This window comes from Pseudomonas graminis (genome assembly GCF_001705435.1).
GTDB lineage: Bacteria > Pseudomonadota > Gammaproteobacteria > Pseudomonadales > Pseudomonadaceae > Aquipseudomonas > Aquipseudomonas graminis_B.
Window position 1 is genome coordinate 588,358 of the sequence record NZ_MDEN01000069.1, and the last position, 15,467, is coordinate 603,824.

11 protein-coding genes are annotated in these 15,467 nt (G+C 60.8%); 8 read left to right on the forward strand and 3 right to left on the reverse strand.

Going from position 1 to position 15,467, the window contains the following annotated elements; genetic code table 11:
• Positions 1–9: 9 nt before the first annotated feature.
• From BBI10_RS24810 to ccoM, 3 genes are all read left to right on the forward strand, one after another.
• Positions 10–357 carry an aspartate-semialdehyde dehydrogenase gene (locus BBI10_RS24810; RefSeq protein ID WP_065992645.1) on the forward strand — a complete coding sequence of 116 codons (348 nt, stop codon included), beginning with the start codon at positions 10–12 and terminating at the stop codon, positions 355–357.
• A gap of 66 nt (positions 358–423) precedes the next feature.
• Positions 424–585, forward strand: coding sequence for a hypothetical protein (locus BBI10_RS27655; protein WP_167355831.1), 162 nt, complete (start codon positions 424–426; stop codon positions 583–585).
• A 132-nt stretch (positions 586–717) separates the two neighbouring features.
• Entirely contained in the window at positions 718–834 is a 117-nt protein-coding gene (gene ccoM, locus BBI10_RS28275) for a cytochrome c oxidase subunit CcoM (protein ID WP_279615270.1), read from the forward strand.
• A gap of 111 nt (positions 835–945) precedes the next feature.
• Here ccoM and BBI10_RS24815 read toward each other — a convergent pair whose 3' ends face one another.
• Positions 946–1,416, reverse strand: coding sequence for a MaoC family dehydratase (locus BBI10_RS24815; RefSeq protein ID WP_065992646.1), 471 nt, complete (start codon positions 1,414–1,416; stop codon positions 946–948).
• A gap of 40 nt (positions 1,417–1,456) precedes the next feature.
• The gene (locus BBI10_RS24820) at positions 1,457–2,401 is read right to left on the reverse strand and encodes an alpha/beta hydrolase (RefSeq protein WP_065992648.1); all 945 of its coding nucleotides are present in this window, start codon (positions 2,399–2,401) and stop codon (positions 1,457–1,459) included.
• 226 nt (positions 2,402–2,627) lie between these two features.
• On the opposite strand from BBI10_RS24820, the gene fadD2 reads away from it, so the two are divergent.
• The 4 genes from fadD2 (at position 2,628) to BBI10_RS24840 (ending at position 12,334) form a co-directional block, all read left to right on the forward strand.
• Positions 2,628–4,316, forward strand: a complete 1,689-nt coding sequence (fadD2, locus tag BBI10_RS24825) for a long-chain-fatty-acid--CoA ligase FadD2 (RefSeq protein ID WP_065992650.1) — start codon at positions 2,628–2,630, stop codon at positions 4,314–4,316.
• A gap of 357 nt (positions 4,317–4,673) precedes the next feature.
• The gene (gene fadD1 / locus BBI10_RS24830) at positions 4,674–6,371 is read left to right on the forward strand and encodes a long-chain-fatty-acid--CoA ligase FadD1 (protein WP_065992652.1); all 1,698 of its coding nucleotides are present in this window, start codon (positions 4,674–4,676) and stop codon (positions 6,369–6,371) included.
• A gap of 683 nt (positions 6,372–7,054) precedes the next feature.
• Positions 7,055–10,966: an ATP-dependent RNA helicase HrpA gene (gene hrpA / locus BBI10_RS24835; RefSeq protein ID WP_065992657.1), complete on the forward strand. Its 3,912-nt coding sequence runs from the start codon at positions 7,055–7,057 to the stop codon at positions 10,964–10,966.
• 228 nt (positions 10,967–11,194) lie between these two features.
• Entirely contained in the window at positions 11,195–12,334 is a 1,140-nt protein-coding gene (locus BBI10_RS24840; protein ID WP_065992659.1) for a beta-ketoacyl-ACP synthase III, read from the forward strand.
• Between the two features lie 338 nt (positions 12,335–12,672).
• Here the strand turns inward: BBI10_RS24840 and BBI10_RS24850 are convergent, their stop codons facing one another.
• Entirely contained in the window at positions 12,673–13,992 is a 1,320-nt protein-coding gene (locus tag BBI10_RS24850) for a putative porin (RefSeq protein ID WP_065992663.1), read from the reverse strand.
• 279 nt (positions 13,993–14,271) lie between these two features.
• Between BBI10_RS24850 and BBI10_RS24855 the strand changes: the two genes are divergently transcribed.
• A complete protein-coding gene (locus tag BBI10_RS24855; protein WP_065992666.1) occupies positions 14,272–15,396 on the forward strand; it encodes a GNAT family N-acetyltransferase in 1,125 nt (374 codons plus the stop codon).
• Positions 15,397–15,467 lie beyond the last annotated feature (71 nt).

Here is a 15,467-nt window from a genome sequence, read left to right on the forward strand (position 1 = left end):
ACCATTACCATGCTGCCACCGCTGATCCCATTGAGCGCGGCCCCCGTGACTTCGCAGCTGGACCCGGTCAAACCCACCCCGGACATCCCGCCGGTGACGCCGATTCAAAAGAGTTCGAGCGAAACCAATATCGACATGGGCGAACGTGACCGTGAGCAGGCCGAATTGCTGCTGCGCGAAGAACAACGCCGCCATCAACGCCGCCGCAGCGACCGGCGCGTGGCAGACCGTCACCCCGATCTGCAAGAAGGCCCGGCCATTCCCGGGGATTTCCTCAATGCCGACGACACTGTGCCGGTGGTCCCGATCATCGACGACGAGCCACGCCAGGGCCTGTGGGTCGACCTGAAGGTCTGAGGCGCTGGTCAGCGCCGCTGCGATTGCGCATTATTGGCGGCAACAGGTATTCACGAGCGATACGCCATGAGCGATGACGACAAACTGGTAGACCTGAGTGCCGAACGCGCCAAGCGTGTTCACGACCTCAATGACAAACGGCTGAACGAAGTCCGAAGCGCGTTTGAACAGGCCATGCCGTTGGGCAAGGGCAAGAAGAAAGCCAAGAGCAAACCGAAAAAACGCTGACCACGCCTCCCGTTCGGCCCCCGCCTGCCGTCTGCTGTTTGCGATTCACGCCGGCATTGACCTGAGTCAATTTCTCCCGCTACCCCTCTGGTTACTCTGCGCCTGTCAAAGGCTGAAGCAGAGGGCACGCGCATGTTTCTCGACCACGCAGTGATAGCCGGCGTCATGGCGGTGGGGCTGATGATGGTGATTTATTCAAGCGTCGGACTGTTCATCTGGAAAGACTCACCCCCGCGCGGCAGACGCTGAGTTTTCTATACAAAGAGCACGCAAGGCATTTTGGGCAACTTCGGTTGCCCATTTTTTTTGCGCGGTGGCTGTGCGTGCTGATTGCTGCGCCGGGAGGATGCTGGCGGCGGCTCAACCCACGGTGATGGGCGGCAGATCGGCCAGGGTCACGGTCTGCAGCTTGCGTGGCGCAAGGATCTCGGCCTCGCCATCCACCACCAGTTCATCGTTCTGATTGAACACGCGAGTGGCGATGCGCACGCGGAATTTTGGCAGTTTCTCGAGGATCTCCAGGCGCACGGTCAGGGTGTCGCCGATCTTCACCGGCTTCTGGAAGGTCATCTGCTGACCCAGGTAAATAGTGCCCGGGCCAGGCAGTTCACAGGCCACTGCCGCGCTGATCAATGCGCCGCTGAACATGCCGTGGGCGATGCGATCCTTGAACATGCTCTTGGCCGCGAACTCAGCGTCCAGGTGCACCGGGTTGCGGTCGCCGGACATCTCGGCGAACAGCTGGATGTGACGCTCCTCGACGGTTTTGCTGTAGCTGGCGGTCTGGCCGACTTCAAGGGATTCGTACGGCGTGTTGGTGACTTGGGTCATGGGGTGTCCTGTGACAGTTGGGAAAGATGAACCACCGGGGTCATTCGCTGCGGCGCGGCCTTGGCTGCTGTAGCGCCTGTTCAAGCCAGGCAAGCAGGTCATGGGTGACCTCTTCACGATTGATCTCCAGGAAAATCTCGTGACGCGCCTGCGGGTAGACCTTCAGCGTAACAAACGGGTGGTCGGTGCCGCTCAGAGCGTCGGCCAGATGCGTGAGACGCTTGCCATCGCTCACCGGATCACATTCGCCACCGATAATCAGGATTGGCAGTCCGGAATCGATCTGCGCCAGGTTCGAACGCTTGCTGATCTGTTGCAGGCCGCCAAGCAGGTCCATCCACAACTGATTGGTGCAGCGAAAGCCACACATCGGGTCATGGCTGTACGCGTCGACCTCGGCCGGGTCGCGGTTGAGCCAGTCATAGCAGGTGCGTACGGGCTTGAATCGTTTGTTGAACGAGCCGAACGACAGGTGCTCGATCAACGCGCTGCGACCTGCCGGCCCTTGGCGCCAGCGTTCAAAACGAGCAACCAGCGCCGCCGAGCGGTAGAAGGCGACCGGATGGTAATTCGAGCCGCTGAGAATCGCCCCTTGCACACTGGCGCTGTGGTGTAACAAATACCCCTGGGCGATGTAACTGCCCATGCTGTGACCGAGCAGGAACACCGGCACGCCCGGATGGCGCACCGCAATCGACGCTTTCAGCGTGGCGAGGTCGCCGACCACTTTGTTCCAGCCGTCCTGATCGGCGAAATGACCCAAAGTGCCATGGGAGGCCGAATGGCCGTGGCCACGCTGATCGGCGGCATACAAGGCGAAGCCTGCCCGCATCAGTGCCCCGCCGAGTCTGTCATAGCGCGCGCCGTGCTCAGCCATCCCGTGGGAAAGCATGACCACCGCCCGGGCATTGCCCATCGGCCTCCAGGTCCGCACATAGAGACGACTGTGATCTTGAGCGTCCAGCCAAAAAGCTTCGTGTTCCATCGCGTTTTCCTGGCCCCTGTAAAAAGTTGTCTCAAAAAACGCAGTGGCGAGCGCTTTGCTTGAGTGTATAGCGGTAGCCGGATGGCAGGCTGGTTACCCGCAAGATTCACACCGGTGATGACGTGGCGACGACTATTTGCCTTCTATGCCATAGCTGCTAACGTCCGGCAAACGCCCGTTTAAATACCACGGGGCCAGTACACTCAGGTAAGAGGATAAAAACAACATGCAACCTGAATTCTGGAACGACAAGCGGCCCGCTGGCGTTCTTTCTGAGGTGGACCTGCAGGCGTACACATCGGTGATCGAAGTGTTCGAGCGCAGTTGCCGCCAGTACGCCGATCGGCCGGCCTACAGCAACATGGGTGTCACCCTGAGTTACGCAGAGCTTGAGCGCCAATCGGCGTCGTTCGCCGGTTACCTGCAACAGCAGACTGACCTCAAACCCGGCGACCGCATCGCCGTGCAGATGCCCAACCTCATCCAGTACCCCATCGCCGTGTTCGGTGCCATGCGCGCCGGCCTGATCGTCGTCAACACCAATCCGCTGTACACCGCCCGGGAGATGCGCCATCAGTTCAAGGATTCCGGCGCCCGCGCACTGGTCTATCTCAACGTCTTCGGCAAGAACGTGCAGGAAGTGCTCGCGGACACCGATATTCAGTACCTCATCGAAGTGAAGATGGGCGACATGCAGTCGGCGGCCAAAGGCTGGCTGATCAACACCGTGGTCGAAAAGGTCAAGAAGCTGGTGCCCGCGTACCACTTGCCCCAGGCCATCCCGTTCAAACGTGTGCTCAAGCTGGGCAAGGGCGATCGTCTGCAACGGGTGCCAATGGCGCTGGATGACGTCGCTGTGCTGCAGTACACCGGCGGCACCACCGGTTCGCCGAAAGGCGCGATGCTGACCCACGGCAATCTGGTCGCCAACATGCAGCAGGTCTATGCCTGCATGCAGCAGCACGGGCCCGACGGGCGGCCGATCTTCAAGCAGGGCAGCGAGATCATGGTGGCGCCGCTGCCGCTTTATCACATCTATGCGTTCACCTGTAATTGCATGTGCATGATGGTCAGCGGCAATCACAACCTGCTGATCACCAACCCGCGGGACATCAGCGGCTTCATCAAAGAGCTGAAGAAGTGGAAGTTCTCGGCGATGCTTGGCCTCAACACGCTGTTCGTGGCGCTGATGGACCATCCCGAATTCAAGAATCTGGATTTCTCGACGTTGCGCCTGACCAATTCCGGCGGTACCGCGCTGGTCAAAGCCACCGCCGAGCGCTGGCTGCAATTGACCGGCTGCCCGATCGTCGAGGGCTATGGCCTGACCGAAACCTCTCCCGTCGCCACCGCCAACCCCTATGGCACTCAGTCCAGGCTGGGGACGGTGGGCATGCCGGTGCCGGGCACCACGGCGAAGGTCATCAGCGACGACGGTGCCGAGCTGCCTGTGGGTGAGCGCGGCGAGCTGTGCCTCAAGGGGCCGCAGATCATGCTCGGTTACTGGAACAAGCCAGAGGCCACCGCCGAAGTGCTGGACAGCGAAGGCTGGCTGAAAACCGGGGACATCGCGGTGATCGACCCGGACGGGTTCATTCGTATCGTGGACCGCAAGAAGGACCTGATCATCGTTTCGGGCTTCAACGTCTACCCGAACGAGATCGAGGACGTGGTCTCGCGGCATCCGAAAGTCGCGAACTGTGCGGTGATCGGCGTTCCGGACGACCGTTCGGGCGAAGCTGTGAAGCTGTTCGTGGTGCCGAGGGATGCCACGCTGACCAGCGAGGAGTTGAAGGCATACTGCAAGGAGAACTTCACCGGCTACAAGATTCCCAAGCAGATCGTGCTGCGTGAGTCGTTGCCGATGACGCCTGTGGGGAAAATCCTGCGGCGCGAGCTGCGGGATATCGCCTGATCCGGCATCGCTTCTTTCCCCTGAGCTTTACCCCCACAAAACGGCGTGATGATCACGCCGTTTTTTTTGCCCGGTGTTTGGCTGCAGGGTTTGAGGGGGCCGCATAAATGAACATCACCGTAGGATATTTCCGACATTTAGGTTCATTGCTCTAAACGTGACCGTGGCCTATTCAAGAGTCAGGTATGTGACTGGAGAGCCCGCTTTTGGCTCTAGGCGGCTTTTGGCAAAGCTGATACGCTCGCCCCGCTTTTTGTGCCAACGGTCAACAAAAAGCGGTTACTACAATATTCCAAACACAAGAAATCATCGCATCAAGCGGTGTGTAGAAACGCTGTTGCTGAGGAGTCGGCTTTTATGCTCGAAAACTTCTGGAAGGATAAATATCCGACAGGTATCGCTGCCGATATCGATCCGGATCAGTATCCGAACGTACAGGCCGTATTGAAACAGTCCTGCGAGCGTTTCGCCAACAAACCTGCGTTCAGCAACCTGGGCAAGACCCTCACCTACGGCGAAATGTACGCGCTGTCCGGTGCCTTTGCGGCGTATCTGCAACAGCACACCGACCTGCAACCGGGCGATCGCATCGCCGTGCAGTTGCCCAACGTGCTGCAGTACCCGGTCGCGGTGTTCGGTGCCATTCGTGCCGGGCTCATCGTGGTCAACACCAACCCGCTGTACACCGCGCGGGAAATGGAACACCAATTCAACGACTCCGGCGCCAAGGCGCTGGTTTGCCTGGCGAACATGGCGCACCTGGCCGAGAAGGTCGTGCCCAAGACCGGCGTCAAGCACATCATCGTCACCGAAGTCGCCGACCTGCTGCCGCCCCTCAAGCGCCTGCTGGTCAACAGCGTCATCAAGTACGTGAAGAAGATGGTCCCGCCGTTTCACCTGCCCAAGGCGGTCAAATTCAACGCCGTGCTGGCCAAGGGGCACGGTCAGCCGGTGCGGGATGTTTCGCCGACCGGCGACGACGTCGCGGTGCTGCAATACACCGGCGGCACCACCGGCGTGGCCAAGGGCGCGATGCTCACCCACCGCAACCTGATCGCCAACATGCTGCAATGCCGGGCGCTGATGGCGGCCAACCTCAATGAAGGCACGGAGATTCTGATCACGCCGTTGCCGCTGTACCACATCTATGCGTTCACCTTTCACTGCATGGCGATGATGCTGAGCGGCAACCACAACGTGCTGATCAGCAACCCCCGTGATTTGTCGGCGATGGTGAAAGAGCTGTCGAAGTGGAAGTTTTCCGGCTTCGTCGGGCTCAACACGCTGTTCGTCGCGCTGTGCAATAACGCCGACTTCCGCCACCTGGATTTCTCCTCGCTCAAGCTCACCCTGTCGGGCGGCATGGCTTTGCAAACCGCGGCGGCCGAGCGCTGGAAAGAGGTGACCGGCTGCTCGATCTGCGAAGGGTACGGCATGACCGAGACCAGCCCGGTGGCGTCGGTCAACCCGTTCCAGAAGATCCAGATGGGCACCATCGGCATTCCCGTGCCTTCGACCCTGTGCAAGACCATTAATGACGCTGGCGAAGAGCTGCCGGTCGGCGAAGTGGGCGAGCTGTGCATCAAGGGGCCGCAGGTGATGAAAGGCTACTGGCAAAATCAGGCCGCCACCGACGAGATGCTCGATGCGGACGGTTGGTTGAAGACCGGTGACATCGCAATCATCCAGCCGGATGGCTACATGCGCATCGTTGATCGCAAGAAGGACATGATTCTGGTCTCCGGTTTCAACGTGTACCCGAACGAACTGGAAGATGTGCTGGCGACCCTGCCCGGCGTCCTGCAGTGCGCGGCCATCGGTATCCCGGACGAAAAATCCGGCGAGGCGATCAAGCTGTTCGTGGTGTGCAAACCGGGCACGACCCTGAGCAAGGATCAAGTCATGCAGCACATGCGCGCCAACGTCACGGCTTATAAAGTGCCGCGTAGCGTGGAATTCCGCGACGCCCTGCCGACCACCAACGTCGGCAAGATCCTGCGCCGCGAACTGCGTGACGAAGAACTGAAAAAGCTGGCGCTTAAGAAGCCGGCCTGAGTCAGCCCTGACACCAACAGACCCCGCCAGCGTGGTCGGCCTAACGGCCTCGGGTTTCGCCTTCGGCGAGTTACTTGGAAAAGCACCCCCCTCTCGGTTTTAAAGAGCAGCCAAGGGTGCTTGCTCTCGGTTGGGCCCCTCGTTCCTCGGGGTTCCTTCACTCCGGTCCCGCTCCGTGGGCCCGCGCCGAACGGACATCCATGTCCTGACGGCGCTCTCGCCGCATCCATGCGGCTCGGCCCACTCCGCGAGACCTACGTTCAGCCTGCACCAAGGTCGCGATAGGTGTCGTCTGGATTTTCTCCGCATGAAGATCAAAAGCAGATCACAAGCTTCCCGGCTAAAGCCGGTCCCACAGACCTACTGCGCATCCACTGTAGGACTGGCTTTAGCCGGGAAGAGGCCGGTGTGATCGCCACGTATTTCACTGAATGCACGCGCTGCTCTTAGTGGGACTGGCTTTAGCCGGGAAGAGGCCCGCATGACCGCCATTAATTTTTTGGCATAAACCCTCCATGTGGGAGCCGTCACGACCTCGTGGGAGCGATCGGGGTGGCGCTCCACATTGCGCGCGAGGACTTACACCCTGCCCGTGAATGCCTTTGCGCCACAGACCTGCCTCCACCCCACCAAATCTGCGACAATCCGCGCCCTGCATTCAGATAGAAAGATTCCGCGCCCTGATGACCGACGATTCGACCTCCATCGACCAACTCTTCAAAAATCTCGACCACGCGATGATCAGCGATCGTCATCGCTTGCGCCGGCAATTGCATGAGCTGCGCAAGAAACCGGACGAGACGAAGCTGGCGCAGTGGGTCGAGCGCGTGCAGGCATCGTGCGCCCGTGTGCTGAGTCGCGCGCAAAGCGTGCCGACCCTGCGCTACGACGAAAACCTGCCGATCGCCGCCAAGCGCGACGAGATCAAGAAAGCGATCCTTGAACATCAGGTGTTGATCATCGCCGGCGAAACCGGCTCGGGCAAAACCACTCAGCTGCCGAAAATCTGTCTGGAAATCGGTCGCGGGCAGCACGGACTGATCGGCCACACCCAGCCACGTCGCATCGCAGCACGGAGCGTCGGCAGCCGGGTCGCCGAAGAAGTCGGCACGCCGCTGGGCGGGTTAGTGGGTTATCAGGTGCGCTTCGAAGACCAGAGCGACGAAAACACCCTGATCAAGCTGATGACCGACGGCATCCTGCTCGCCGAAACCCAGCACGACCGCTTTCTTGAGCGCTACGACACGATCATCGTCGACGAAGCCCACGAACGCAGCCTGAACATCGACTTCCTGCTCGGTTATCTGAAAACCCTGCTGCCCCGTCGCCCGGACCTGAAAGTCATCATCACCTCGGCGACCATCGACCTCGAACGCTTCTCGGAGCATTTCGACAAGGCGCCAGTCATCGAGGTCTCGGGCCGGACTTTCCCGGTGGAGACCTGGTACCGGCCGATGACCGCCCAGCAGGACGAAGAGGGCAACAGCATCGAGGAAGACCTGACCGTCGATCAGGCGATTCTCGCCGCGCTGGACGAGTTGGCCGCTTTCGAACGCAGCGAGCGCAAGTCCCCCGGCGATGTGCTGGTGTTTCTGCCCGGCGAGCGGGAAATCCGTGACGCCGCCGAGATGCTGCGCAAGGCGCAACTCAAGCACACCGAAATCCTGCCGCTGTACGCGCGCCTGTCGCCGGCCGAGCAGCAACGAATTTTCCAGTCTCACCCGGGCCGTCGCGTGGTGCTGGCGACCAACGTTGCCGAAACCTCGCTGACCGTGCCGGGCATCCGCTACGTCATCGACACCGGCACCGCGCGCATCAGCCGCTACAGCTACCGCGCCAAAGTGCAGCGCCTGCCCATCGAAGCGATTTCCCAGGCCAGCGCCAACCAGCGCAAGGGCCGTTGCGGTCGGGTCGAGCCGGGCCTTTGCGTGCGGCTGTACAGCGAAGAAGATTTTCTGTCGCGGCCTGAATTCACCGACCCGGAGATTCTGCGCACCAACCTGGCGGCGGTGATCCTGCAGATGCTCCACCTGCGGCTGGGCCAGATCACCGATTTCCCGTTCATCGAGCCGCCCGACGGCAAGGCGATCAGCGACGGCTTCAACCTGTTGCAGGAGCTGTCGGCGGTCGACCGCGAGAACAACCTGACGCCGATGGGCCGACAACTGGCGCGCTTGCCGGTGGACCCGCGCATGGGCCGCATGTTGCTCGAAGCGGCGAAGCAGGGCAGCTTGCAGGAAGTACTGATCGTTGCCAGCGCAATGTCGATTCAGGACCCCCGTGAGCGTCCGCCGGAGCGTCAACAGGCCGCAGACCAAGCCCACGCGCAATGGAAAGATCAGGACTCCGACTTCGCCGGGCTGGTCAATCTATGGCGCGGTTTCGAAGAACAGCGCCAGGCCCTGACCGCCAGCCCTCTGCGTAACTGGTGCCGCCGTAATTTCCTCAATTACTTGCGCCTGCGCGAGTGGCGTGATTCCCATCGTCAATTGAGCCTGATCTGCCGCGACCTGCAGCTGACGGTCAATAAAGAGCCGGCCGATTTTCCGAAATTCCACAAGGCGGTGCTCTCGGGCCTGCTCAGCCAGGTCGGTCAGAAGACCGAAGACGGCGACTACATGGGCGCGCGTCAGCGGCGTTTCTGGGTGCATCCGTCTTCGGGGCTGGGCCGCAAGCGCCCGCAATGGATCATGGGCGCCGAGCTGGTCGAGACCACCAAGCTGTATGCACGCATGGTGGCGAAGATCGAACCGGACTGGATCGAACCCCTTGCCGGGCACTTGATCAAGAAAAACCACTTTGAACCCCATTGGGAAAAGAAGCGCGGCCAGGTCGTCGCCTTCGAGCAGATCACGCTGTTCGGCCTCATCGTGGTTGGGCGTCGGCCCGTGCATTTCGGGCCGATTGATCCGGTCGTGTCCCGCGAGTTCTTCATCCGCGAAGGGCTGGTGCGCGGCGAAATCCAGTCCCGGGCCAAATGCCTCTCAGCCAATGCCAAATTGCTGGAGCAGCTCGACGAACTGGAAGCCAAGGCGCGTCGCCGAGACATCCTGGCCGACGAAGAAACCCTGTATCGGTATTACGACGAACGCTTGCCGGCGGAGATTCACCAGACCGCGACGTTCGACGCCTGGTACCGGATGGAGAGCCAGAAGAACCCGCAGTTGCTGATCATGCGCGAGGAAGATGTGCTCGCCCGTGAAGCCAGCGAGGTCACGGCCAATCAGTACCCGGACACTTTGCGCCTGGGCGAACTGACCCTGTCGCTGACCTATCACTTCGAGCCCAACCACCCCCGTGACGGCGTGACCCTGCGGGTGCCGGCGCCGCTGTTGCTGTCGTTACCGGCCGAGCGCCTGGAGTGGTTGGTGCCAGGGCTGCTGGAAACCAAATGCGTGGCGCTGGTGCGCAACCTGCCCAAGGCGCTGCGCAAGAATTTCGTGCCGGTGCCGGACTTCGTCAAAGCCGCGTTGCAGCGGATGGTCTTCGCCGAAGGCTCGCTGCCCCAGTCGTTGGGCCGCGAGCTGTTGCGCATGACCGGCGTGCGGGTGACCGACGAAGCCTGGGCCGAAGCGGCGCAGCAGGTGGAAAGCCACCTGAAAATGAACCTTGAAGTGGTCGACGCCAACGGCAAGTTCCTCGGTGAAGGCCGTGAGCTGGATGAGCTGACCGCCCGTTTCGCCGAGGCCGGACAGGCTGCACTCGCAGTGCCGCACTCGGCGAAAGGTCAGCAGCCGGTCGAGGCCAAGGGCTTCGCAAAGGTGGCCGAGAAGACTCAGCAGAAGATCGCCGGGCTGTCGATGACGGTGTATCCGGCGCTGGTGGAAGAGGGCGGCGCGGTTAAAGAAGGGCGTTTCTCGACCCAGGCCGAGGCCGAATACCAGCACCGCCGAGCCCTGCAACGGCTGTTGTTGCAGCAACTGGCCGAGCCGGCCAAGTTTCTGCGCAGCAAGTTGCCGGGACAGACCGAGCTGGCCTTGCTGTACCGCGACTTGGGTCGGGTCGATGCATTGATCGAAGACATCCTGCTGGCGAGTCTCGACAGCTGCATTCTCGAGGGCGAAACGACGTTGCCCCGAGACGGCGCCGGCCTCCTGTCCCTGGCCGAGCGCAAGCGTGGTGGCCTGACCGAGCATGCCGAGCGGCTGGCGAGGCTGACGCTGGAGATTCTCAAGCTGTGGCATGGCTTGCAGAAGCGCTTCAAGGGCAAGATCGATCTCGCCCAGGCCGTGGCGCTGAACGACATCAAAGGTCAGCTAAGCAAGCTGGTCTATCCCGGTTTCATCCGCGAAACCCCGGCGGTGTGGCTCAAGGAACTGCCGCGTTACCTCAAGGCCATCGAAATGCGCCTCGAAAAACTTGGTAGCCAGGCGCAGAAGGACAGGGTCTGGAGCATCGAACTGGGCAATCTCTGGGCGCAGTACCAGGCCCGCGCCGACAAACACGCCCAGGAAGGCAAGCGCGATCCGGAGCTGGTGGTGTATCGCTGGTGGCTGGAGGAATACCGCGTTTCGCTGTTCGCGCAGCAACTGGGCACCAAAGTGCCGATCTCGGACAAGCGCCTGAACAAGCAGTGGACTCAGGTCGAGGGGTGATCCCCTCGGCCCGCAGTGCCGATTACATTACCCGATAGCGCGAAATGGCGGCCGTTATGGCAAACTTCGCGGCTAAACTTCATAGCGTCATAAAACATCCGTCGTCCGCCAAGCGGGTTGCTGCCCCGTTGCATTGGGACCTTCGTCCCAGATCGCCAACGCCCCCGCTTGTGCTGGCTGTTCAGCTGCTGCCGTCAATGAGCTGCTTTTATCTCGAGAGGAACGACCGTGTACGAAGTCGTGATCAGTGGCACCGGGCTTTTCACCCCCGCCAACAGTATTTCCAACGATGAGCTGGTGCAGTCTTTCAACACCTACGTTGCCCAGTTCAACGCCGAAAATGCCGCCGCGATCGAAGCGGGAGAGGTCCAGGCACTGACGGAATCCAACGCGGCGTTCATCGAAAAAGCCAGCGGCATCAAAAGCCGTTACGTGATGGACAAGGACGGCATTCTCGACCCCCAGCGCATGAAGCCGCGCCTGCCCGAGCGCTCCAATGACGAGTGGTCGATCCTCTGCGAGATGGGCGTTGCCGCGGCCAATCAGGCCCTGCAGCGTGCCGGCAAGACTCCCGCTGACATCGACGGCGTGATCGTCGCCTGTTCCAACCTACAGCGCGCGTATCCGGCGATCTCCATCGAAATCCAGGCGGCGCTGGGCGTTGAGGGCTTCGGCTTTGACATGAACGTGGCGTGCTCCTCGGCCACGTTCGGCATCCAGACCGCATGCAACAGCGTCAAGCTGGGCCAGGCCCGCGCGCTGTTGGTCATCAGCCCTGAGATCTGCACCGCTCACCTTAATTTCCGCGACCGTGACAGCCACTTCATCTTCGGTGATGCGGCCACAGCGGTAGTGGTCGAGCGTGCTGACCTGGCAACCTCCCAGCACCAGTTCGACATCGTTGGCACCAAGCTGCTGACGACGTTCTCCAATAACATCCGCAACAACTTCGGTTTCCTCAATCGCACGGCGGAAGAGGGCCAAGGCAAGCAGGACAAGCAGGACAAGCAGGACAAGCTGTTCGTGCAGGAAGGCCGCAAGGTGTTCCGCGACGTCTGCCCGATGGTCGCCGAACTGGTGGCCGCGCACCTGGACGAGAACCAGTTGAACGTCAGCGACGTGCAACGCTTCTGGCTGCATCAGGCCAACCTCAGCATGAACCACCTGATCGTGAAGAAACTGCTGGGCCGCGACGCCACTGTCGAAGAAGCGCCGGTGATCCTCGATCGCTACGCCAACACCAGCTCGGCAGGTTCGGTGATCGCGTTTCACGAACATCAGGACGACCTGCCAAGCGGCGCGCTGGGCGTACTCAGTTCGTTCGGCGCGGGGTATTCGATTGGTAGCGTGATCTTGCGCAAGAAGTGATGCGCGCGGCATGACCGCGGTTGATGACGTAGGAGCGTGGCTTGTCCCGCGATCTGGCGCGCAGCGGCAGCAACACAATGAATGCGGTGTGTCAGCAAGAATGGCGTGGCGAGGTTTAACGACTGCTGCGCAGCCGATCGCGGGACAAGCCACGCTCCTACAGAGTTCGGCGTATGGCATCGCAACAAAAAAGCCCGGCGTCGCTCTGTCGGAACGGATGATGGGGATCCGACAGGGCAACGGCGGGCTTGAGTTTTTTAGCAGCTTCAAACGGCAGCAGCACGCCGCTTCAGGCTTTTAGCTTTTAACGTGTCGCTTGCAGCTTGCAGCTCGCTTTCTTAAAACTTCGCCAGTACGTCCAGTTGCAGCGTGTTGGCATCCTGATCACGCGGCAGCGCAGAGGTCGCGAAGTCCGCTTTGGTCAGGAAGTACGTCGCGCCGACGGCGAAGTTCTTGTCGATGTCGTAGGAAATGGCCAGCTTGTGACCGCGTGAACCGGTGGTGCCGTTGGCGAAATCGGAGTCGGTGAAAGCACCCACCACAGCGTTACGCTGCGTGTCGCGGTAGTTGTAGTCCAGACCGAAACCGAACACCTTGGTTTTCACACCCGCCAGCCAGGCGGTGTCTTCGTCGCTGTTGGTGGCGCTGTTGACCACGTACTGACCGTACAGGCCGACCGGTACGACAAAGCCGGTCAGGTCCAGTTGACCGAAGCCTTCGTACAGGCGGAAGTCAGTGGTGTTGTTGCCGTTGATGCTCAAGCCACAGAACGTTGTGCTGGTGCTGGCAGCGGCCGGATTACAGTCGTTGGAGTTTTCGTAGTTGTAGACCGAACCGCCGACCGTCATCTTCACGTTGTCGGTGATGGCGACCCGCGTACCCAACTGAGCCGCGTTCAGGCGCAGGTCGTTCTTGAACTGCGTACCTTCGCCGCTGATGTTGTCCTTGAGGGTGTAGGTACCGGCGCTGCCGAACAGCTCGAAGCCCTTGTTGATCGGCAGGCTGTAAGTGGCGGCCAGACCTTCAGGGTTGATGTCGTTGTCCCAGATCACGTCGCCTTCGCTGACCCATGGCTGAGCCATCTTGCCGCCGATGACGTGCAGGTTCTGGATTGCGGTCGGGTGGTAGTCGATGAAGCCCTGATCCAGCCACAGGTCTTTCTTGGTGAAGTAGTCGTTCTGGTCAACGTTGGTGGAGTTGGCCTTGTTGTCACCACCGGTGGCGATACGGATTCCGGTGCTGACTTGCGGGTTGATCTCGCTGTAGGCGCCGAGACGCACACGGATACGCTGCCGGTTTTTGTCCTGGCTGTTGTTCTGGTCGTCGATCTTGACCGTCTCTTGCCGAACGCGAACGTCACCTTTGAATTGAGTCTTCGCTGCCCATGCCACTTTCTGCTCGAAGGCAGACAGTTCGGAAGACTTGGCCGTGGTGGCGGCGGCGATCTGGTCGGACGTGGCTTTCTGAGCCTGTTGCTGAGCCAACTGGTCTTTGGTCAGCTCGGTTTGCAGTTCGGCATACTGGGCAGGTGAAATCGAGCCGTTGGCCTTGAGCATGTCGAGCAGTTTCGCGTCGACTGCGGCGCTGGCCGGAACGCTCATGGCCAGCAGCACACCACCACACAGGGCTGCCGCAGTTTTCGTGGAAGCAAGACGCATATCAATCTCCGTAACTGAGAAGGGATGACCGGATCATCCAGGGATCAGCCGACCAAAGGCGGGCGGAAGAAAATTGGCGTTCTTAGAACCTCTGGCTCTAAAAACTGGCGCCAGTATTGCCAGCGTTTATGACGATACGGTGGCAAAGTGATGTCGTGTGGGTGACATGTGAAAATTTCGTTGGACCTGCGGGCTAGAGCGGTGCCGCGAGTAATTTCATGTGCAGAACAGATGAATAGGTGATACTGCGCCCACGTTGGCGCGACCTGGAGTGGTGGGATGTCGTTACACCGATTGGATAAGCTTTCTGACCTTGCGCCTGAACAGTGGGACGCCCTGATACCTGGCGATTCACCGTTTTTGCGCCATGCCTTTCTCAGTTCGCTGGAAGACAGCGGCAGCCTCGGGCCGCGTTCCGGCTGGCGCGCCGAGCACTTGCTGCACTACGAGGGTGAGCGACTCATCGCTGCGCTGCCGGCGTACCGCAAGTGGCACTCTTATGGCGAGTACGTGTTCGATCACGCCTGGGCGGACGCCTGTCGTCGCGCCGGGCTGGCCTATTACCCCAAGCTGCTGGTGGCGGTGCCGTTCAGTCCAGTGAGCGGGCCCCGGCTGTTGGCGAAGACCCCCGAAGACGGCCGTGAACTGCTCGCTTGCCTGCCGGGCTATGCCCAGGGCGAGGAGCTGTCCAGCGTTCACGTCAACTTCACCGACCCGGTCGCCGATGCGTTGCTCGCCGAACAACCCGGCTGGCTGCAGCGCATTGGCTGTCAGTACCACTGGCAGAACCGCGGCTATCGGGATTTTCAGGATTTTCTCGACGCCTTGAGCTCACGCAAGCGTAAGCAAATGCGCAAGGAGCGCGAGCAAGTGGCGGGGCAGGGTTTTGACTTCGACTGGCTCGAAGGGCATGAACTGAGCGAGGCTCATTGGGATTTCGTCTACGCCTGCTATTCCAATACCTACGAAGTGCGTGGGCAAACGCCTTACCTAACGCGGGAGTTCTTCAGTCTGGTTGCCGAGCGCATGCCCGACGCGATTCGTGTGGTGCTGGCGCGGCAGGGTTCGCGCCCGGTGGCGATGGCATTCAGCCTGGTCGGCGGCGACAGTTTTTACGGTCGCTACTGGGGCTGTTTGGCCGAGTTCGATCGATTGCACTTCGAGACGTGTTTCTATCAGGGCATGGATTACGCGATCGCCCACGGCTTCAAGCGCTTCGACGCGGGCGCCCAAGGGGAGCACAAATTGATCCGCGGCTTCGAGCCGGTCATCACTCACTCGTGGCATTACCTGGCGCACCCGGGATTGCGCGAGGCGGTGGCGGATTTTCTGACCCAGGAACGGGCGGGGATTCTGGCGTACGCCGAAGAAGCGCGCGGGGCGTTGCCGTATCGGCAGGTGTAGTTGAATCGCGGGTGTCAGCGTAGCGGAGACAATGGGAGCGACTGGGTCGCTCCCACTGAGTGACGGCGACA